Here is a 19,281-nt window from a genome sequence, read left to right on the forward strand (position 1 = left end):
TGCTATGTGCGGCAACACGTCAACAGACTCTAGCAGGACGGATTCACCCCCATGTTCAAGCGCAGCTTTCAATCACTTCTCGGCACCTGGCTCGCGGGCCTGCTGGTTCTGTTGCCCCTGGCGCTGAGCCTAGCCCTGGTCGGCTGGCTGGTCAGCATGCTCAACCGCCTGTTCGGCCCCACCAGCACGGCCGGCAAGTTGTTCACCGAACTGGGTCAACCCTTCGTCAGCAGCCCCATGCTGGCCTGGCTGATCGGTACCCTGCTGCTGCTTGCGGCTCTCTACCCACTTGGCCTGGCCGTGCAAATGGGCCTCAAGGGACCATTGAGTCGCCTGCTCGATATGACCCTGCGGCGCATTCCTCTGTTCGGCAACCTCTACGGCCTGGCTGACCGTTTCGTCGGCCTGCTGGACAAGAAGCAGGACACCGACCTCGCCGCGATGAGCCCGGTGTGGTGCTTCTTCGGTGGCGACGGCACTGCTGTGCTGGCACTGCTGCCCAACCCGCAGCCCATTGAAATCGACGGCCGCGCCTACCACGCGATCCTCGTCCCCACGGCACCGATTCCGGTGGGTGGCGGCCTGCTCTATGTGCCGGTGGAGTGGATCAAGTCGGCAGAGATGGGCATGGACACTTTCACCAGCATTTACGTGTCGATGGGCATCACGGCGCCCAAGCCTGGCGCGGTGGTACCCAAGGTCGTCGACTGATCACCTGCTGAAAATGCGCACAACGCCCGGCAGCAGGCGCCTGCGTCTGGCATAAAGGGCCTTTCACGCAACCAGCAGGAGCACCCTCGTGGGCTATTTCGACGGCCTGGCAGACGCCAGTTTCAAACAGGACAGCAACGGCAATTCGGTGTTCTACCCCTGGGGTGTCCTCGGCAAGGGCCGCGTCCTGCCCGACGCAGAAACCCATGCAACCCTGCGCACCTTCATCAAGCGCTACTACATGGTCACCCTGCCGGTGATCATCGCCCTCAGCGTACTGCGCTTGTGGTGGCTGCTACTGCCCGCCGCCATCGGCCTGCTTGCCTGGTTCCTGCTGACCACCCGCAGCCTGTTGCGCAACTGCCCGGTGACCGAAGAAAAACTCACCCTCAAAGAGGGCTACAGCAATTCGGCCGCCAGCCATAACAAACCGACCCTCTGGGCACTGCTGGTGGTTTCGCTGCTGATGAGTCTGGGGGGCGTCCTTCTGCTGATCACCGGAAAAGCCCTGATCGGCGTGGCGCTCATAGGGCTGTTCGGGCTGTGCAGCGGTGTGTTCGTCTACATGCTAAGGGTCAAATACGCCAAGGCCTGAGATGCCCTGGCAGGCCGGTAATCGACAAGCGCTCGTGCCCGTTTCGGGACACACTGTTCCGTCATCGGCGAAGCGGCCAAGGCCCTCGCGTCTTTCCTTGGCCGGCCAGCTACGCCAGACTGCCGCTTCGCTTGCCAGATGGAGATAGACTTATGCGCAAAACCCTGCTCGGCCTGCTGCTGTGCGCCAGCGCCCTGGCCCATGCCGATATCCAGACCCGGGAAATTCCCTACACCGCTGCCGACGGCAGCAAACTGGTCGGCTACCACGCATGGGATGACGCCATCGAAGGCGAACGTCCCGGGGTGCTCGTTGTGCATGAATGGTGGGGCCTGAACGACTATGCCAAGCATCGTGCGCGTGAGCTTGCCGCGCTCGGCTACAGCGCCCTGGCCATTGACATGTATGGCGAAGGCAAAACCGCCGAACACCCGGAAGACGCCATGGCCTTCATGAAAGCCGCCCTGGCCGATCCTGAAGCAGCCAAGGCACGCTTCGACGCAGGCCTGCAGCTGCTAAAGGCTCAACCGCAGACCGATGACCGACGCCTGGCCGCGATTGGCTACTGCTTCGGTGGCAAGGTCGTTCTGGACATGGCACGTCAAGGCTCGCCACTGGCCGCCGTGGTAAGTTTCCACGGCGCTCTGGTCACCACCACACCGGCCACGCCAGGCAGCGTCAAGGCGCGCATTCTGGTCGAGCATGGCGATGCCGACAGCATGATCACTGCCGAGCAGATTGCCGCCTTCAAGACCGAGATGGACGAAGCCGGTGCCGATTACCGCTTCGTCGCCCTGCCCGGTGCCAAGCACGGCTTCAGCAACCCGGACGCCGATGCCCATGCCGGCCATGGCCTCGATATCGGTTACCAGAAGGAAGCCGACGAGCGCTCCTGGTCCGACATGCAGGCGCTGTTCAAGGAAGTTTTCGTCAAGTAACCGGGTGAACGCATCGGTGTAGGCCATCAAACGCACACCGCATCGGCAAAAAAAACGGGAGTCCCAAAGGACTCCCGTACTCGATCAGTAGAGTAAAGCCTGGCGGTGACCCGCACCTGACCAGACTGAAACCTCACCAGCGTTCCAGGAACGCTGGGCGCAGTCTGGCAAAAAACGAGCGTTTGCTTTGTAGCGCTTCGTTATCGGCGTGCAACGAAATGTAAACCGCCGCGCAACTGGCCCTGATTCGCCGCGCCGGGCAGAATGCCGCCATGAGCGCCCTCTTCCATCCTGATTTCTGCACCCTGCTGCCCTCTCACTGGCCCGCACCGCTGCATCTGCCCGGCGCTCAGCTGGTACTCGCCCAGTTCGATGCGACGCGCCTGCAGGCCGATGATTGCGCGCGCTGTGCCGTCCCGCCCGTGCCTGGTGTCAGTAAGCGACAAAGCGAATACCTGGCCGGACGCCTGTGCGCCCGGCAGGCTCTGCACCTGCTGACCCATGCGCCACAGATACCCGGCCGCGATGAGGATGGCGTCCCGCTGTGGCCGGCCGGCGTGTGCGGTTCTATCAGCCATGGCGCGGGGTTTGCCGCCGCGCTGGTGGGGCACAGCAGCCAGTGGGCCGGGCTAGGGCTGGACCTGGAGAAACGCCTGAAGGTCGAACGCGCCGCCAAACTGGCTGGCGAAATTCTCACTACAGCGGAGCTGCAGTGCAGCGCGGGCCTGGACCCGGAGGCGTTCGCCCAACGGGTCACCCTGACGTTCTCGCTCAAGGAAAGCCTGTTCAAGGCGCTCTATCCGCTGGTGCGCCAGCGCTTCTACTTCCACGATGCCGAATTGCTGCAGGCCGGCGATGGGCGCGCCCGCCTGCGCTTGCTGATCGACCTGGGCCAGGGTTGGCACAGCGGATGCGAACTGGACGGCCAATACACCGACCTCGACCAGCACCTGCTCAGCCTGATCGCCATTGCGGCCTGAACACCGCGTTGGGCTGCATGACTGCCACGCGAGACTTGCCGGCGTTGGCCTCGCAGGCGAAAAGCTGGTGCGCATGGTGTGCAGCCAGCGCACGCTACACACCCCAGGTGCCGCCTTGATGCACCTATCCCGAGCAGCAGCGCTACACGCAAAAAACCATGGGAACCCCTGCATAACGCCAGCAGTCGCATGAACACACAGGGTTTAACCGTGGCTCATTGCATAGGGAACCTGCATGCCTGTCGCTCGCTCGATCACTTGCCTGCACCGCTGCATCAGCCTGCTGACGCTGGCTGTACTGTGGGGCTGCAGCGAGCCACCCGCATCCGCGCCGCTACCGCGAGTGAAGGTGATGACGGTGACCACCGGCGACTACGCCGCCACGGCAACCATCACCGGGGATATCCAGGCTCAGGTACAGACCGAGCTGTCCTTTCGGGTCAGCGGCAAGATCATCGAGCGACGGGTCGAAGTGGGTGAGCAGATCACCGCCAACCAGGTGCTGGCCCGGCTTGATCCGCAGGACCTGCAGAACAACCTGCAGGCTGCCCAAGCCGCTGCCCAGGCCACCGAGGTCCAGTACAAGCTGGCGGGCAACAACCTCTGGCGTCAGCAGCAACTACTGCCCAAGGGCTACACCAGCCAGAGCGAATACGACGCCGCCCTGGCCAACCAGCGCAGCGCAAAAAACGCCCTGGATGCCGCCAAGGCCCAGTTGGCCGATGCCCGCGAACAGCTTGGTTACACCGAACTGCGCGCCGAAGCCGATGGGGTGATCACCGCGCGGCATGCCGAGGTCGGCCAGGTAGTCCAGGCCACGGCCCCCATCTTCAGCCTGGCCCGCGACGGCGAGCGGGACGCCGTCTTCAATGTCTACGAAGCCCTGCTGGCCGCCCCTTCCGGGCAGGCCATCGAGGTGTTCCTGCTCGACGATCCCCAGGTCCGTACCCAGGGCCGCGTGCGTGAAGTAACGCCCGCGGTATCAGCCCAGAGCGGCACGGTGCAGGTCAAGGTCGCGCTGCAGAACCCGCCTGCGGCAATGGGGCTCGGCGCCACGGTCAGCGCCAGTGTGAGCACACAGGCCGCCAACAGTATCGAGCTGCCCTGGTCAGCCCTGACCAAGGCGCAGCACCAGCCCGCCGTCTGGCGCCTCGACAAGGACGATGTGGTCGACCTGCAACCCGTACAGATTGGCCGCTACCTGACTGACAAGGTCATCATCCAGGGCGGCCTTAACGCCGGTGATCGCGTGGTCGTGGCCGGTGGGCAGCTCCTGCACCCCCAACAGCAGGTGGAAATCGCCAACGAACCCAAGCAGGAAGCCAGCCCATGAGCCGCTATCCGCTGGCCGCTCTACTGCTCGGCCTGACGCTTCTCGGCTGCGACAAGGAAACGCCCCAACCGCCCGTGCGACCGGTGCTGTATGTCGAAGTCCAGCCGCAAAGCGAGCAGCCACTCGGGCGCTTCGCCGGGCTGATCCAGGCACGCTATGAAACCACCCTGGGCTTCCGAGTCGGCGGTCGCATCGCCCAGCGTCTGGTGGATGTCGGCACCCAGGTCGACAAAGGCACCGCGCTGGCCGCGCTCGACCCGACCGACCAGGAGAACGCCCTGCGCGCCAGCAAGGGTGACCTGGCGCGTAGCGAGGCTCAGTGGATCAACGCCCAGGCTAACGCACAGCGCCAGCGCGAACTGTTCGACCAGGGCGTCGGCGCCAAGGCGCAGCTGGAACAGGCCCAGGCCGAGCTGAGCGACGCCCGCAGTGCCCGCGACCAGGCAGCCGCCGCCGCACGCCAGGCCGAGGACCGGGTGGACTATGGCACCCTGCGCAGCGATTTCGTCGGTGTGGTCACCGCCTGGCATGTGGAAGCCGGCCAGGTGGTGAGTGCTGGCCAGGATGTGGTGACCCTGGCCAGGCCCGATGTCAGGGAGGCCGTCTTCGATCTGCCCGCGCCTCTCGCCGAGCAGGTCGAACACATGCAAGCCGGCCAGGGTGCGCCGATACGCTTCGATGTGGCCGCCCAACTCAGCCCCGACGTGCGCACCCTCGGCACCCTGCGGGAGCTGGAACCCAAAGCGGATGCCGCCACCCGCACCCGTCGCGTTCGCCTGAGCCTGGAGCACACACCGCCCGAGCTGCGCCTGGGCAGCGCGGTCAGCATTACCCTGAGCCGCGCGGTCGACGCACATATCCCCTTGCCCGCCAGCGCCGTGCAGCATGTCGATGGCCGCGATCAGGTCTGGGTCATCGACCCACAACAGCGCAGCGTTGCCCCACGCACGGTGCAGGTCGTGGAACGCCAGGCCGAACGCGTCGAGGTGACCGGCGACCTGGCACCCGGTGACAAGGTCGTCAGTGCTGGCGTAAACGAATTGCAAGCCGGGCAGGCCGTCAGGTTCGAGCCCAACACACGGAACGAGGACAGCCCGCCATGACGTCCAGCGGTTTCAACCTCTCGGACTGGGCCCTGCGCCATCAGTCGTTCGTCTGGTTCCTGATGTTCGTTTCGTTGCTCATGGGGGTCATTTCCTACTTCAACCTGGGCCGCGAGGAAGACCCGTCCTTCACCATCAAGACCATGGTCATCCAGACCCGCTGGCCAGGCGCCACGGTGGATGAAACCCTGTTGCAGGTCACCGACCGCATCGAGAAGAAACTGGAAGAACTGGACTCGCTGGACTACGTGAAGAGCTACACCCGCCCTGGCGAGTCGACCATCCTGGTGTTCCTGCGCGACACCACCAAGGCCGCCGACATCCCGGAAATCTGGTACCAGGTGCGCAAGAAGATCGACGACATTCGTGGGCAGTTTCCCCAGGGCATCCAGGGCCCGGCCTTCAACGACGAGTTCGGCGATGTGTTCGGCTCCATCTACGCCTTCACCGGCGACGGCCTCAGCCAGCGTCAGTTGCGCGATTACGTGGAGCAGGTACGCGCCGAGATCCGCAGCGTCCCCGACCTGGGCAAGGTGCAGATGGTCGGCGAGCAGCAGGAGGTGTTCTACCTCAGCTTCTCCACGCGCAAGCTGGCCGCCCTGGGCATCGACCAGGCCCAGGTAGTGCAGAGCCTGCAGGCACAGAACGCGGTGACGCCCTCGGGCGTGATCGAGGCCGGGCCGGAGCGCATCTCGGTGCGCACCAGCGGCCAGTTCACCTCCGAGGATGACCTGCGCAACGTCAACCTGCGCTTCGACGACCGCTTCTATCGCCTGGCCGATATCGCCGACATCAGCCGGGGCGTGGTCGACCCGCCGCAAGTGCTGTTCCGCTTCAACGGCGAGTCGGCCATTGGCCTGGCCATCGCCATGCGCGACGGCGGCAATATCCAGACGTTCGGCAAGGCCCTGCACGCGAAGATGGACGAGCTCACTGGCGAACTGCCCGTGGGGGTCGGTGTGCACCGCGTCTCCGACCAGGCCGACGTGGTCAATGAAGCCGTCAGCGGTTTTACCCGTGCCCTGTTCGAAGCCGTGGTCATCGTGTTGCTGGTCAGCTTCGTCAGCCTGGGCATTCGTGCCGGGCTGGTGGTCGCCTGCTCCATTCCGCTGGTGCTGGCGATGGTCTTCATGTTCATGGAATACAGCGGCATCACCATGCAGCGTATTTCCCTCGGCGCCCTGATCATCGCCCTCGGCCTGCTGGTGGACGACGCCATGATCACCGTGGAAATGATGGTCACCCGCCTGGAGGAAGGCGACTCGCTGCACGACGCGGGCACCTTCGCCTACACCTCGACCGCCTTTCCCATGCTCACCGGCACCCTGGTCACCGTGGCCGGCTTCGTGCCCATCGGCCTCAACGCCAGTTCCGCCGGGGAATACACCTTCACCCTGTTCGCGGTGATCGCCGTGGCCCTGCTGCTGTCGTGGCTGGTGGCCGTGGTGTTCGCCCCGGTGATCGCCGTGCACATCCTGCCGCGCACGCTCAAACGCAAGAGCGAAGGCCCCGGCCGTATTGCCCGGGCGTTCAACAGCGGCTTGCTGCTCGCCATGCGCCACCGCTGGTGGACCATCGGCCTGACCGTCGCCCTGTTCATCGCCTCGGTGCTGGGCATGGGCCTGGTGCAGAACCAGTTCTTCCCCTCCTCCGACCGCCCGGAAATCCTCGTCGACCTGACCCTGCCGCAGAACGCCTCGATCGGCGAGACGCGCCGCCAGGTCGATCGCCTGGAAGCCACGCTCAAGGACGATCCCGACATCGCCCGCTGGAGCACCTACATCGGCCAGGGCGCCGTGCGCTTCTACCTTCCCCTGGACCAGCAGCTGCAGAACCCCTTCTACGCGCAACTGGTGATCGTCAGCACCGATGTCGAGGCACGCGGGCGATTGATCGGCACGTTGCGCGAGCGCCTGCGCGAGGACTTCGTCGGTGTCGGCAGCTTCGTCCAGCCACTGGAGATGGGCCCACCGGTCGGACGACCGATCCAGTACCGCGTCAGTGGTCCCGACGTCGACCAGGTGCGCAAGCACGCCCTGGCACTGGCCACCCTGCTCGACCGCAACCCGGCCATCGGCGAGACCGTCTACGACTGGAACGAGCCGGGCAAGGTGCTGCGCATCGAGGTCGCGCAAGACAAGGCACGCCAGCTGGGCCTGTCCTCCGAGGACGTGGCCAACGTGCTGAACAGCGTGGTCAGTGGCGCACCGGTCACCCAGATCAAGGATGACATCTACCTGATCGACGTGATCGGCCGCGCCGAGGACAGCGAGCGCGGCTCACCGGAAACCCTGGAGAACCTGCAGATCGCCAATCGCAGCGGCACGGCCATTCCCCTGCGGGCGTTCGCCACGGTGCGCTACGAGCTGGAACAACCGCTGGTGTGGCGCCGCGACCGCAAGCCCACCATTACCCTCAAGGCGGCGGTCAATGGCGACATGCAGCCCACCGACCTGGTCAAGCAACTGGCCCCGGAGATCCGCCAATTCGCCGATGCCCTGCCACGCGGCTACAGCGTGGCCACCGGCGGCACCGTGGAGGAAAGCGGCAAGGCACAGGGACCGATCCTCGGCGTGCTGCCGCTGATGCTGTTCCTCATGGCGCTGTTCCTGATGATCCAGCTGCACAGCGTGCAGAAGATGTTCCTGGTGGCCAGCGTCGCACCGCTCGGGTTGATCGGCGTGGTCCTGGCGCTGGTGCCCACCGGCACGCCGCTGGGCTTCGTCGCCATCCTCGGCGTGCTGGCGCTGATCGGCATCATCATCCGCAACTCGGTGATTCTGGTGACGCAGATCGATGCCTTCGAACGCGACGGCCTGTCACCCTGGCTCGCGGTGATCGAAGCCACCCAGCACCGCCGCCGGCCGATCCTGCTGACCGCCGCCGCCGCCAGCCTGGGCATGATCCCCATTGCCCGCGAGGTGTTCTGGGGGCCGATGGCCTACGCGATGATCGGCGGCATCTTCAGCGCCACGCTGCTCACCCTGCTGTTCCTGCCGGCGCTGTACGTGGCCTGGTACCGCATCCGCGAAGAGGAGCAGGAGGCTCAATCCTCCCCATCGTCACCGTAATACTGCACGCCGATACGGATGATCTCGCGGCCCTGGGCCTTGCGGTGGTGGTTGGTGTCGCGCAGCGAATAAATGCAGCCGCAGTATTCCTGCTGGTAGAAGCGCTCGCGTTTGCTGATCTCGATCATCCGCGCCGCGCCACCACCCTTGCGCCAGTTGTAGTCCCAGTAGCGGATGCCCGGGTACTTGGCCGCCGAACGCGCCCCGCTCGCGTTGATCTGCTGCATGTCCTTCCAGCGTGAGATGCCCAGCGAACTGGAGATGACCGCGAAGCCATGCTCATGGGCATACAACGCCGTGCGCTCGAAGCGCATGTCGAAGCACATGGTGCAACGCACGCCACGCTCGGGTTCGTGCTCCATGCCCTTGGCGCGGGCGAACCAGTTGTCGGTGTCGTAATCGGCATCGACGAAGGGCACGCCATGCTGCTCGGCGAAGCGGATGTTCTCGTCCTTGCGCAGCAGGTATTCACGTGCCGGGTGGATGTTGGGGTTGTAGAAGAAGATCGTGTAATCGATGCCCGAGGCAGTGATCGCCTCCATCACCTCACCCGAACAGGGTGCGCAGCAGGAATGCAGCAACAGCCGGTCGGCGCCGCCGGGCAGGGTCAGTTTCGGTCGTTCGATTTGGCTCATGAACGTGCTCCCGTAGAACGTGGAAAAGCGGAGCGCGGCACCTGCGTGCCCCGCTCCGCCTTTCCGACCTGGCTGTATCAGGCCAATTCGGTACGCAGCTGGCGAGCTGCCGCCACCATGTTCACCAGTGCCGCCTCGGTTTCCGGCCAGCCACGGGTTTTCAAGCCGCAGTCCGGGTTGACCCACAGGCGCTCGGCCGGCACGCGCTGCACCGCCTTGCGCATCAGTTGGACCATCTCGCGGGTGTCCGGGACGCGCGGCGAGTGGATGTCGTACACGCCCGGGCCGATTTCATTCGGGTACTCGAAGGCTTCGAAAGCATCCAGCAGCTCCATGTCCGAACGCGAGGTCTCGATGGTGATCACGTCGGCATCCATGGCGGCGATGGACTCGATCACGTCGTTGAACTCGCTGTAGCACATGTGCGTGTGGATCTGCGTTTCATCACGCACGCCACTGGCACACAGACGGAACGCCTCGGTCGCCCAGCCAAGGTACGCCTGCCATTGCGCCTTGCGCAGCGGCAGGCCTTCGCGGAAGGCGGCTTCGTCGATCTGGATGACCTTGATACCGGCAGCTTCCAGGTCGATCACTTCGTCGCGGATCGCCAGGGCCAGTTGCCGCGCCTGCTGCTCGCGGGAAATGTCGTCACGCGGGAAGGACCACATCAGCATGGTCACCGGGCCGGTCAGCATGCCTTTCATGACCTTGCTGGTCAGGCTCTGTGCATAGGTGATCCACTCCACGGTCATCGCCTGCGGGCGACTCAGGTCACCGAAGATCACCGCCGGCTTCACGCAGCGCGAACCGTAGCTCTGCACCCAACCGAAGCGGGTGAAGGCGTAGCCATCGAGCTGCTCGGCGAAGTACTCGACCATGTCGTTGCGCTCGGCTTCACCGTGCACCAGCACGTCCAGCTCCAGTTTCTCCTGCACGTCCACCGCATGGCGGATTTCGCTGTGCATGGCTTCGGTGTACGCGGCTGCCGAGAGCTTGCCGGCCTTGAACGACTGGCGCGCCAGGCGAATGGCCGAAGTCTGCGGGAACGAGCCGATGGTGGTGGTCGGGAACGCCGGCAGTTGCAGGCAGGCACGCTGCTGCTCGATACGCTGCCCGAACGGCGACTGGCGCTGGCTGTCGGCGGCGGTGATCGCGGCCAGGCGGGACTGCACGGCCGGCTTGTGGATACGCGACGACTGCGCACGGCTGGCCTGCACCGCGCGGTTCTCGGCCAACGCGGCCTGGACCCGGGCATTCTGCGGCGCGTTCAGCGCTGTGGTGAGCACGGCAACCTCCTCGCACTTCTGCACGGCGAAGGCCAACCAGCTCTTGAGCTCGGCATCCAGTTGGTCTTCCCGGCCCAGGTCGACCGGGCTGTGCAACAGCGAGCAGCTCGGCGCGACCCACAGACGGTCGCCGATACGCGCCTGGGCCTGTTGCAGAATGGCCAGGGCCTTCTCCAGATCGGTGCGCCAGACGTTGCGGCCGTTGACTACGCCGAGGGACAGCACCTTGTAGGCCGGCAGGCGGTCGAGAATGCTCGGGAACTGCTCAGGTGCACGGACCAGGTCGATATGCAGGCCATCCAGCGGCAGGCCGGCAGCCAGGCCGAGGTTGTCTTCCAGATCGGCGAAATAGGTGGCGATAAGCTTTTTCAGCGGCTCACGCTGCAACAGGTTGTAGGCGCGCTCGAAAGCGTTCTTCCATGCTTGCGGCAGGTCGAGGGCGAGGATCGGCTCGTCGATCTGCACCCACTCGACCCCCTGGGCGGCCAGGCGCTGGAAGATTTCGCCATACAGCGGTAGCAGGCGTTCGAGCAGGTCCAGTCGATCAAATTCGCCCCCTTTTTCCTTGCCCAACCACAGGTAGGTCAGCGGGCCGATCACCACTGGCTTGACCGTGTGACCGAGCGCGTGGGCTTCTTCGACTTCCTCGAACAGCTGCTCCCAGCTCAGAACGAACTGCTGGTCGGCGCTGAATTCAGGGACCAGGTAGTGGTAGTTGGTGTCGAACCACTTGGTTAGTTCTTGTGCGAGAAGGGGTTGCCCATGGGCACCGCCGCAGCAGCTGTTGCTGTTCTGGCTTCCAACAACCCCACGTGCCATGCCGAACAGGGTGTCCAGGGTTGGCTTGCCGGAGTGCGGGCGGAAACGCTCGGGGATCACGCCGAAGGTCAGGGAATGGGTCAGGACCTGGTCGTACCAGGCGAAGTCGCCGACCGGCAGCAGCTCGATGCCGGCGTCCTTCTGCACCTGCCAGTGCCTGGCACGCAGCTCACGGCCAACGGCGCGCAGACCGGCTTCATCCAGCTCACCCTGCCAATGCGCTTCCAGGGCTTTCTTCAATTCACGGTCGCGGCCGATACGCGGGAATCCGAGGTTGTGGGCGAGTGCCATGGGTCCGTCTCCTAGTCAGTGGATGGCCGCCATTCTCGACACCCGACCGTACATGAGACAAACTCAATATATTCTTTATGATCTACGATTTTACTCATGATGAAAGTCACATGCCTTTCCATGAGTTTCACCCGCACCAGACACCGCATGATCACCGTAGGGTGGATAACGCTGCGCTTATCCATCGTGAAACCGCACCGCTCAATGGTGGATGAACACAGCGTTATCCGCACTACATACTGAGGCTCGCATGCTCGAAATCCGTCACCTGAAGACCCTGCATGCCTTGCGCGAAGCAGACAGCCTGGTAGAGGCCGCCGAACGCCTGCACCTGACCCAGTCCGCCCTCTCCCACCAGTTCAAGGAGCTGGAGGAGCGCCTGGGTTTGCCGCTGTTCGTGCGCAAGACCAAGCCGGTGCGCTTCACCAGCGCCGGCCTGCGTCTGCTGCAACTGGCCGACAGCCTGCTGCCGCAATTGCGCGGTGCCGAACGTGACCTGGCGCGCCTGCTCGGCGGTACCGCAGGGCGACTGCACATGGCCATCGAATGCCACAGCTGCTTCCAATGGCTGATGCCGACCATCGACCAGTTCCGTGATGCCTGGCCGGAAGTCGAACTGGACCTGGCCTCAGGCTTTTCCTTCGCGCCCCTGCCCGCGCTGGCCCGTGGCGATCTCGACCTGGTGGTAACCTCCGACCCGGTGGACCTGGCCGGCATCACCTATGTGCCGTTGTTCACCTACGAGGCATTGCTGGCCGTGGCCAACCAGCACCCGCTGGCGAGCAAGCCCTACATCGTGCCCGAGGACCTGGCGAGCGAAGTGCTGATTACCTACCCGGTGGACCGTGATCGCCTGGACATCTTCACCCGCTTCCTCGAGCCGGCCGATATCGAGCCGGCGCAGGTACGCACCTCGGAACTGACGGTTATGATGATGCAACTGGTCGCCAGCGGTCGTGGTGTATGCGGTCTGCCCAACTGGGCGCTGCACGAATACAGCTCGCGGGGCTACGTGACGGCCAGGCGCCTGAGCGAGAAAGGCCTGTTCGCCACGCTGTATGCCGGTATCCGCACCGACATGCTCGATGCACCGTTCATGCGCGACTTCCTGCTGACTGCCAAGGACACGTCGTTCGCCAATCTCGAAGGGGTCAGCGTGGCGCGTTGAGTGGCGCAAGTGCCCGATTCGCCAGCGCTAGGTTGACGACTCGAACCGGGCGTTGATTGCGGATTGCAGCAGCCGGATGCGCACCCTGCTCGGGGCACATCCGGAAAACGCGACGATCAGGATTCCTCGAAGCTCATTTCCGGCGGCTGGTGGCGGAAACCACCGGTCAGCCAGCCCAGGTAGATCACCCCGAGCGCCAGCCACGACAGGCCGAGAATGATCGCCAGGTGATCCAGGCTGACCATCAGCCACAGCGTCGCCACCATGCCCAGCAGCGGGCACAACAGGTGCAGCAACAGTTCACGCGGACCACGCCGCGAGGCGCCCAGCCAGTAGTGGAAAATCACCGACAGGTTGACCAGGGTGAACGCCAGGAAGGCGCCGAAGTTGATGAACGACGTCGAGGTGGTGACATCCAGTTTCAGCGCCAGCAGGGCCACTACGCCGCACAGCAGGATGCTGCCGACCGGCGTGCCGAAACGCGCACTCAGGGTGCCGAAGAAACGCCGTGGCAGCACCCCGTCCCGACCCATGGCGAACAACAGACGCGAGGCGCTGGCCTGGGCCGACAGGCCGGAGGTGAACTGACCGACGATCAGACCGATGAGGAAGATCGAGACGAACACATCGCCGCCGATGTTGCGGGCAATCTCGTAGGCCGCCGAATCCGCACTCTCGAACGTGATGGACGGATGCGCCAGTTGCACGAAGTAGGACGTGACGATGAAGATCAGGCCACCGATCAGGGTGATCAGCAGAATCGCCCGCGGGATGGTGCGGGTCGGATCACGGGTTTCCTCGGTCAGCGTACTCACTGCGTCGAAGCCGAGGAAGGAATAGCAGGCGATCGCCGCGCCACTCATCACCAGCGGCAGGTTGATGCCATTGCCGAAGAACGGCTCCAGTGACCACAGCGGCTTGCTCGCATCCCCCAGCACGTAGTGCACGCACAGGGCGATGAACGCGAACAGGACGAGGAACTGCACCAGCATCAGTGCGCCGTTGACCGTCTTGGCCAGACGCAGGCCGATGACGTTGATCAGCGAAGTGATGCCGATGAACGCCAGCACCCAGAGCGGCTGGGGTACGGCCGGGAACGCCGAACTCAGGTAGGCGGCGCCGATCAGCCAGATGGCCATGGGCAGGAACAGGTAATCGAGCAATACCGCCCAACCGGCGAGAAAGCCCAGCTTGGGGCTGATCGCCTTGCGCACGTAGGTGTAGGCCGAGCCCGCCACCGGGAACGCCTTGGCCATGTGGGCATAGCTCAGGGCGGTGAACAGCATCGCCAGCGATGCAGCCACGTAGGCGGCAGGGACACTGCCCTGGGTGACTTCGGCGAGGATGCCGAAGGTGCCAAGGACGATGATCGGGGTCATGTAGGCGATGCCGAAAAGCACCACCGCTCCCAGCGACAAGGTGCGCTGTAATCTAGCCATCTGCTACTCCGTCTATTGTTGGTTGTTAGGTTCCGTACGCAAACTCGCCAGACGCTTGGTCAGCAGATATGGCAGGCCAGGACGCACGCGCCTGAGCACAACCACACCTCACCAGACGCCGGCAAACGCCGTACGGAGTCGGTGGCAGAGCCGAAATCGGCTTGAAGCAAAAACCGCCGTCATGCGGGTAGCCATGGCGGCGAATGCGAGCAAAACCCGTCAAAAGGAATCTTGTGGGATCAGCAATTCGCGGCGGCCATCGGCGTGTTCGATACGCTCGCCGGGCAGCGTCAGGCGCCGCTCGTCCAGGTAGCGATAGTCATTGCGGGCGGCCTGCAGGCGGTCGAAATCCAGCACCATGACCTGGCGGCACTCTTCGCGCCCGGCTTCACATAGCAGGTTGCCGAAGGGGTCGACTACGGCGCTGCCACCGGCGAAGACCAGGCCGTCATCGCCCGTGCCGACGCGGTTGACCATCACCGCGAAGGCCTGGTTTTCCATGGCGCGGGCCATGATCGCCGTGCGATGGGTAGGGCCGTAGGGGTCCATGTTGCCGTTGGTGACGATGATCAGTTCGGCACCCAGTTGCCCCAGGGCACGGGCGCTTTCAGGGAACTCGATGTCGAAACAGATCAGCATACCCACACGCACGCCCTTCCACAGGGCGGTCGCATAACGGTCGCCGGCAGTGAAGATGCCCTTGTCCGATGCCCACAGGTGCGTCTTGCGATAGCGCAGGGCGATTCCCTGCGGCGTCATCAGTACGGTGGTGTTGTAATAGTGCTCACCATCGCGCTCGGCCATGCCGATGGCAATGGCAATGTCGTGCGCGCGTGCAGCCTGCGCAATGGCCTGCAGGGTCGGGCCGTCCAGCGGCTCGGCCAGCGCGGCGATGGTGTCGCGGGTGGGAAAGCCCATCAGGTGGGTTTCCGGAAACACCACCAGGTCAGTATCGGCGGCGCAGGCGGCAATGGCTTCCAGGGCACACGCCAGGTTGTGGGCGGTGTCGCCATCACGGCCAGCCAGTTGCACGAGTTCGACTTTCATGGGGTCTCCTTGTTCTTGTCGGCAGGCGCGAACAGAATGCCCGGCACCCGTCACGCCCTGCCATGGAGTATGGAACGCGTGGCCGGGAACCGGTAATTACGCCAGCGGGTTAACCCATTGGGGGTAGGCATGAACCTTTCATTGCAGGATATCGCCTGGCACCGCGCCATTGGCCAACTGGTCGAGGCGCTGGATCAGCCAGGCTTCTGGATCACCCTGGTACGCCAGTTGGAGCAATACGTGAGCTTCGACAGTTGGGTCGCCCTGCTGTTCAGCAACGGCCAACCCCTGGTATTCGCCGAATGCCCCGGCGCCGATGGCGGCCTCGACCCGCTGTTCCAGGACTACCTGGCCGGCCTCTACCTGCTCGATCCGTTCTACATCGCCAGCCGCGAGCGACAGGCTGCCGGGCTGTTCCGCCTGGCCGACGTGGCACCGGAATGCTTCGAGCAGACCGATTACTACCAGCGCTATTTCAGCCTCAACGTGGTCGCCGATGAAGTGCAGATCAACGTGCCGTTGGATGACGAACGCACCCTGTGCCTGTCCCTCGGTTCGCGCCAGCGCTTCAGTCCCGAGCACATCGCCCTGCTCAGCGTGGTGCAACCCTGGATCGCCGCACTGATGCGCCAGCGCATGGCCTTCGAACAGGAGCTGATCGCCCATCCGGTGCCTCCCGCGCCGACCTGGCAAAACCGCTTCGAGAGCGTGGGCCACAAGGCGGAAAGCGCCCTCACCGCCCGCGAACTGGATGTCGGCCACCTGCTGCTCAGTGGCTGCTCGAGCAAGGAGATCGCCCGCAAGCTGGCCATTTCCACCGAGACGGTCAAGGTCCACCGCAAGCACATCTACGGCAAGCTCGGCATCAAGTCCCAGTCGGAGCTGTTCGCGCTCTTTCTCGAAGCACAGAAAGGCTGAACCCGCGTAGAGTCTGAATGTCCCAGACACTCGCCTTGTGGATGCGAGAGCACAACGTCAGCCGTGCCCCCACCACGCCTATGCAACATTGCGGTGTATGCTCCATAGGCCCTGTCGCCACCGCCAAGGACGCTTCCATGAGTCTGTCGTTGTTGAACCGCTATGCCTTCTTCGCCTTCTGTGTCCTCTTCACCCTGGCCAGCCTGCCCTTTCTCCACACCCACGAATGGCTCTGGGCCTTTACCCTGACCACCGGCGTACTCAGCCTGATCGGCATCAACGACTTGCTGCAGACCCGCCAGGCGGTACGGCGCAATTACCCGATCCTCGGCAACATCCGCTACCTGGTCGAAGGCATCCGCCCGGAGATTCGCCAGTACCTGCTCGAAGCCGACCGCGACGAGCTGCCCTTCTCCCGCGCCCAGCGCTCGCTGGTCTATGCACGGGCCAAGAACGAAGGCGCGGACAAACCGTTCGGCACACTGATCAACGTCTACGAAGCCGGCTTCGAGTTCATCGGCCACTCCATGCGCCCAGCCCCCCTGAGCGACCCCAGCAGTTTTCGCGTGGAGATCGGTGGCCCGCAGTGCAAGCAGCCGTATTCGGCGTCGATCTTCAACGTCTCGGCGATGAGTTTCGGCTCACTCAGTGCCAATGCCATCCGCGCGCTGAACCAGGGCGCCAAGCTCGGCAACTTCTACCACGACACAGGTGAAGGCAGCATCAGCCCTTACCACCGTGAGCACGGCGGCGACCTGGTGTGGGAACTGGGCAGCGGCTACTTCGGCTGTCGCACCGCCACCGGCCAATTCGACCCCGAGCGTTTCGCCGTCCAGGCACAGAACCCGCAGGTGCGGATGATCGAGATCAAGCTGAGCCAGGGCGCCAAACCCGGCCATGGCGGCATCCTGCCCAAGCACAAGGTGACCGAGGAAATCTCCGAGACCCGTGGCGTGCCGATGGGCGAGGATTGCATCTCGCCATCGCGCCACAGCGCCTTCTCCACACCCATCGAAATGCTCCAGTTCATCGCCCAGCTACGCGAACTGTCCGGTGGCAAACCGGTGGGCTTCAAATTCTGCCTTGGCCACCCGTGGGAATTCATGGGCATCGCCAAGGCCATGCTGGAGACCGGCATCCTGCCGGACTTCATCGTCGTCGACGGCAAGGAAGGCGGCACCGGCGCCGCGCCCGTGGAGTTCACCGATCACATCGGCGTACCGCTGCGCGAGGGCTTGCTGTTCGTGCACAACACCCTGGTCGGCCTGAACCTGCGCGACAAGATCAAGCTCGGCGCCAGCGGCAAGATCATCAGCGCCTTCGATATCGCCAGCGTGCTGGCCCTGGGCGCGGACTGGGCCAACTCGGCGCGCGGCTTCATGTTCGCCATCGGCTGCATCCAGTCGCAGTCCTGCCACACCAACAAATGCCCGACCGGTGTGGCGACTCAGGACCCATTGCGCCAGCGCGCGCTGGTGGTGCCGGACAAGGCCGAGCGCGTGCACAGTTTCCACAGCAACACGCTCAAGGCCCTGGCGGAAATGATCGCCGCGGCCGGCATCGACCACCCGGCCCATCTGGAACCACGCCATCTGGTACGCCGGGTCACTGCTATCGAAGTGCGTCTGTTCAGCCAACTGCACGTGTTCCTCAAACCGGGCGAGCTGCTGAGCGGCGAGATTTCCGGGGACTTCTACGAGCGCATGTGGAAGATGGCCCGGGCCGACAGCTTCGAAGCCAACCCGGTGTAGTACGGGGGCCTTGCACACGCAGGAGCGCGCCATGCGCGCGAACTGCGGGCATGAACAGGCGGCCCCACACCGCCGGGTTCTCACCTGAACGAACAGCCTCACCGATAACGCCCCGAAACCCTCTGTTCAGGCGTCCGGGGCGGGCGCATACTCCGCGCCGTTCGTTCGCCCTGCCTGGATACAGCTCGACATGATCGTCCGTCCGCGTCCCAACGCGCTGCACCTGTTCTTCATTCTGCGTGGCTCCATCTTCCCCCATATCGCCGGCAAGCTTGTCGTCATTACCCTGCTCGCCTGCCTGGTGACTGGCCTCTACGAATACGGCTGGATGCAGTGGCTCAAGCAGCTCAGCGCGCCACCCTTCTCACTGCTCGGCCTGGCCCTCTCGGTGTTTCTCGGCTTCCGCAACAGCGCCTGTTACGAGCGCTGGTGGGAAGCACGCAAGCAATGGGGCGAACTGATCATCCAGACCCGTGGCATGGCCCGTGAAATCCATGCCCTGCTGCCAGGCGAAGCCCTGGAGCCCCTGCGCCGCCGCACCATGCGCCGCACCATCGCCTTCGCCTATGCCCTGGCCGCCCACCTGCGTGGCGAGGACATCGCCGCCGCCTGCGCGCCCTGGATCGAAGCCGACGAACTGGAGCAACTGCGCCAGCGCCGCAACATGCCCGACACCCTGCTGACCTGGATCAACCAGGATCTGGTCCACTGCCTGCAACAGCAACTGATCAGCGATGTGCTCTACCGTGGCCTGGAGCAACGCCTGGACAGCATGGCGGCCACCCAGGCCATCTGCGAACGGATCAAGAACACCCCGACGCCCTTCGCCTACTCCCTGCTGCTGCACCGTACCGCCTGGCTGTTCTGCATGCTGCTGCCCTTCGGCCTGGTCGGCTCGCTGGAACTGCTGACGCCGGTGCTGGTGACGATCATCGCCTACACCTTCTTCGGCCTGGATGCCCTGGGCGACGAGCTGGAAGAGCCTTTCGGCCTGTGCGACAACGACCTGCCGCTGAACGCCATGGTGCGCAGCATCGAGATCGACCTGCTCGACCACCTGGGCGATCCGCTGCCCGCTCCGCTGCAAGCGCACAACTACACACTCAACTGATCGTCCGCTCGGCGAGCAGGCACTGCGCCCTGCTCGCCGGGGCAGGCAAGAAACTTGCTACACCCGCCTTATTAGCGTGCTGCCG

15 protein-coding genes are annotated in these 19,281 nt (G+C 64.3%); 11 read left to right on the forward strand and 4 right to left on the reverse strand.

Going from position 1 to position 19,281, the window contains the following annotated elements:
• The first annotated feature begins 51 nt into the window (after positions 1–51).
• The 7 genes from ACWPW0_RS14665 to ACWPW0_RS14695 all read left to right on the forward strand — a co-directional run bounded on the left by ACWPW0_RS14665 (position 52) and on the right by ACWPW0_RS14695 (position 8,731).
• On the forward strand, positions 52–711 hold the full coding sequence (locus ACWPW0_RS14665; RefSeq protein WP_447592571.1) for a DUF502 domain-containing protein: 660 nt from the start codon (positions 52–54) through the stop codon (positions 709–711).
• Between the two features lie 88 nt (positions 712–799).
• Positions 800–1,306: a hypothetical protein gene (locus ACWPW0_RS14670; protein ID WP_454255678.1), complete on the forward strand. Its 507-nt coding sequence runs from the start codon at positions 800–802 to the stop codon at positions 1,304–1,306.
• Positions 1,307–1,458: 152 nt separating this feature from the next.
• On the forward strand, positions 1,459–2,244 hold the full coding sequence (locus ACWPW0_RS14675) for a dienelactone hydrolase family protein (RefSeq protein ID WP_454255679.1): 786 nt from the start codon (positions 1,459–1,461) through the stop codon (positions 2,242–2,244).
• Between the two features lie 272 nt (positions 2,245–2,516).
• Positions 2,517–3,224 carry a 4'-phosphopantetheinyl transferase family protein gene (locus ACWPW0_RS14680; RefSeq protein ID WP_454255680.1) on the forward strand — a complete coding sequence of 236 codons (708 nt, stop codon included), beginning with the start codon at positions 2,517–2,519 and terminating at the stop codon, positions 3,222–3,224.
• A 235-nt stretch (positions 3,225–3,459) separates the two neighbouring features.
• Positions 3,460–4,557, forward strand: a complete 1,098-nt coding sequence (locus ACWPW0_RS14685) for an efflux RND transporter periplasmic adaptor subunit (RefSeq protein ID WP_454255681.1) — start codon at positions 3,460–3,462, stop codon at positions 4,555–4,557.
• The gene (locus ACWPW0_RS14690; protein ID WP_454255682.1) at positions 4,554–5,660 is read left to right on the forward strand and encodes an efflux RND transporter periplasmic adaptor subunit; all 1,107 of its coding nucleotides are present in this window, start codon (positions 4,554–4,556) and stop codon (positions 5,658–5,660) included. The genes ACWPW0_RS14685 and ACWPW0_RS14690 overlap by 4 nt, the downstream gene beginning before the upstream one ends.
• Positions 5,657–8,731: an efflux RND transporter permease subunit gene (locus ACWPW0_RS14695; protein ID WP_454255683.1), complete on the forward strand. Its 3,075-nt coding sequence runs from the start codon at positions 5,657–5,659 to the stop codon at positions 8,729–8,731. Before ACWPW0_RS14690 ends, ACWPW0_RS14695 begins: the two co-directional genes overlap by 4 nt.
• Here ACWPW0_RS14695 and ACWPW0_RS14700 read toward each other — a convergent pair.
• Positions 8,707–9,366: an epoxyqueuosine reductase QueH gene (locus ACWPW0_RS14700; protein ID WP_454255684.1), complete on the reverse strand. Its 660-nt coding sequence runs from the start codon at positions 9,364–9,366 to the stop codon at positions 8,707–8,709. The genes ACWPW0_RS14695 and ACWPW0_RS14700 overlap by 25 nt on opposite strands.
• A 77-nt stretch (positions 9,367–9,443) precedes the next feature.
• Complete coding sequence (metE, locus tag ACWPW0_RS14705; RefSeq protein WP_454255685.1) at positions 9,444–11,762, reverse strand: 5-methyltetrahydropteroyltriglutamate--homocysteine S-methyltransferase; 2,319 nt, start codon at positions 11,760–11,762, stop codon at positions 9,444–9,446.
• Between the two features lie 250 nt (positions 11,763–12,012).
• On the opposite strand from metE, the gene metR reads away from it, so the two are divergent.
• Complete coding sequence (gene metR / locus ACWPW0_RS14710; protein ID WP_447592587.1) at positions 12,013–12,930, forward strand: transcriptional regulator MetR; 918 nt, start codon at positions 12,013–12,015, stop codon at positions 12,928–12,930.
• Between the two features lie 116 nt (positions 12,931–13,046).
• Here the strand turns inward: metR and ACWPW0_RS14715 are convergent, their stop codons facing one another.
• Together ACWPW0_RS14715 and ACWPW0_RS14720 are read right to left on the reverse strand one after the other, a co-directional pair.
• Entirely contained in the window at positions 13,047–14,369 is a 1,323-nt protein-coding gene (locus tag ACWPW0_RS14715) for an APC family permease (protein WP_447592589.1), read from the reverse strand.
• 219 nt (positions 14,370–14,588) lie between these two features.
• A complete protein-coding gene (locus ACWPW0_RS14720) occupies positions 14,589–15,416 on the reverse strand; it encodes a carbon-nitrogen hydrolase family protein (protein ID WP_454255686.1) in 828 nt (275 codons plus the stop codon).
• Between the two features lie 129 nt (positions 15,417–15,545).
• Here ACWPW0_RS14720 and ACWPW0_RS14725 point away from each other — a divergent pair, with 129 nt between their 5' ends.
• The 3 genes from ACWPW0_RS14725 to ACWPW0_RS14735 all read left to right on the forward strand — a co-directional run bounded on the left by ACWPW0_RS14725 (position 15,546) and on the right by ACWPW0_RS14735 (position 19,196).
• The gene (locus ACWPW0_RS14725; RefSeq protein ID WP_454255687.1) at positions 15,546–16,334 is read left to right on the forward strand and encodes a response regulator transcription factor; all 789 of its coding nucleotides are present in this window, start codon (positions 15,546–15,548) and stop codon (positions 16,332–16,334) included.
• A 137-nt stretch (positions 16,335–16,471) separates the two neighbouring features.
• The gene (locus tag ACWPW0_RS14730) at positions 16,472–18,085 is read left to right on the forward strand and encodes an FMN-binding glutamate synthase family protein (protein ID WP_454255688.1); all 1,614 of its coding nucleotides are present in this window, start codon (positions 16,472–16,474) and stop codon (positions 18,083–18,085) included.
• A gap of 190 nt (positions 18,086–18,275) precedes the next feature.
• The gene (locus ACWPW0_RS14735) at positions 18,276–19,196 is read left to right on the forward strand and encodes a bestrophin family protein (protein WP_447592597.1); all 921 of its coding nucleotides are present in this window, start codon (positions 18,276–18,278) and stop codon (positions 19,194–19,196) included.
• The last annotated feature ends 85 nt before the right edge of the window (positions 19,197–19,281 follow it).

Source organism: Pseudomonas sp. Marseille-Q8238 (assembly GCF_965111915.1).

What these genes read in the sequence shown, in the direction of transcription:
- ACWPW0_RS14665 (WP_447592571.1), top strand. Translation starts at nt 52, where the DNA reads ATGTTCAAGCGCAGCTTTCAATCACTTCTCGGCACCTGGCTCGCGGGC.
- ACWPW0_RS14675 (WP_454255679.1), top strand. Translation starts at nt 1,459, where the DNA reads ATGCGCAAAACCCTGCTCGGCCTGCTGCTGTGCGCCAGCGCCCTGGCC.
- ACWPW0_RS14680 (WP_454255680.1), top strand. Translation starts at nt 2,517, where the DNA reads ATGAGCGCCCTCTTCCATCCTGATTTCTGCACCCTGCTGCCCTCTCAC.
- ACWPW0_RS14685 (WP_454255681.1), top strand. Translation starts at nt 3,460, where the DNA reads ATGCCTGTCGCTCGCTCGATCACTTGCCTGCACCGCTGCATCAGCCTG.
- ACWPW0_RS14690 (WP_454255682.1), top strand. Translation starts at nt 4,554, where the DNA reads ATGAGCCGCTATCCGCTGGCCGCTCTACTGCTCGGCCTGACGCTTCTC.
- ACWPW0_RS14695 (WP_454255683.1), top strand. Translation starts at nt 5,657, where the DNA reads ATGACGTCCAGCGGTTTCAACCTCTCGGACTGGGCCCTGCGCCATCAG.
- ACWPW0_RS14700 (WP_454255684.1), bottom strand. Translation starts at nt 9,366, where the DNA reads ATGAGCCAAATCGAACGACCGAAACTGACCCTGCCCGGCGGCGCCGAC.
- metE (WP_454255685.1), bottom strand. Translation starts at nt 11,762, where the DNA reads ATGGCACTCGCCCACAACCTCGGATTCCCGCGTATCGGCCGCGACCGT.
- metR (WP_447592587.1), top strand. Translation starts at nt 12,013, where the DNA reads ATGCTCGAAATCCGTCACCTGAAGACCCTGCATGCCTTGCGCGAAGCA.
- ACWPW0_RS14715 (WP_447592589.1), bottom strand. Translation starts at nt 14,369, where the DNA reads ATGGCTAGATTACAGCGCACCTTGTCGCTGGGAGCGGTGGTGCTTTTC.
- ACWPW0_RS14720 (WP_454255686.1), bottom strand. Translation starts at nt 15,416, where the DNA reads ATGAAAGTCGAACTCGTGCAACTGGCTGGCCGTGATGGCGACACCGCC.
- ACWPW0_RS14725 (WP_454255687.1), top strand. Translation starts at nt 15,546, where the DNA reads ATGAACCTTTCATTGCAGGATATCGCCTGGCACCGCGCCATTGGCCAA.
- ACWPW0_RS14730 (WP_454255688.1), top strand. Translation starts at nt 16,472, where the DNA reads ATGAGTCTGTCGTTGTTGAACCGCTATGCCTTCTTCGCCTTCTGTGTC.
- ACWPW0_RS14735 (WP_447592597.1), top strand. Translation starts at nt 18,276, where the DNA reads ATGATCGTCCGTCCGCGTCCCAACGCGCTGCACCTGTTCTTCATTCTG.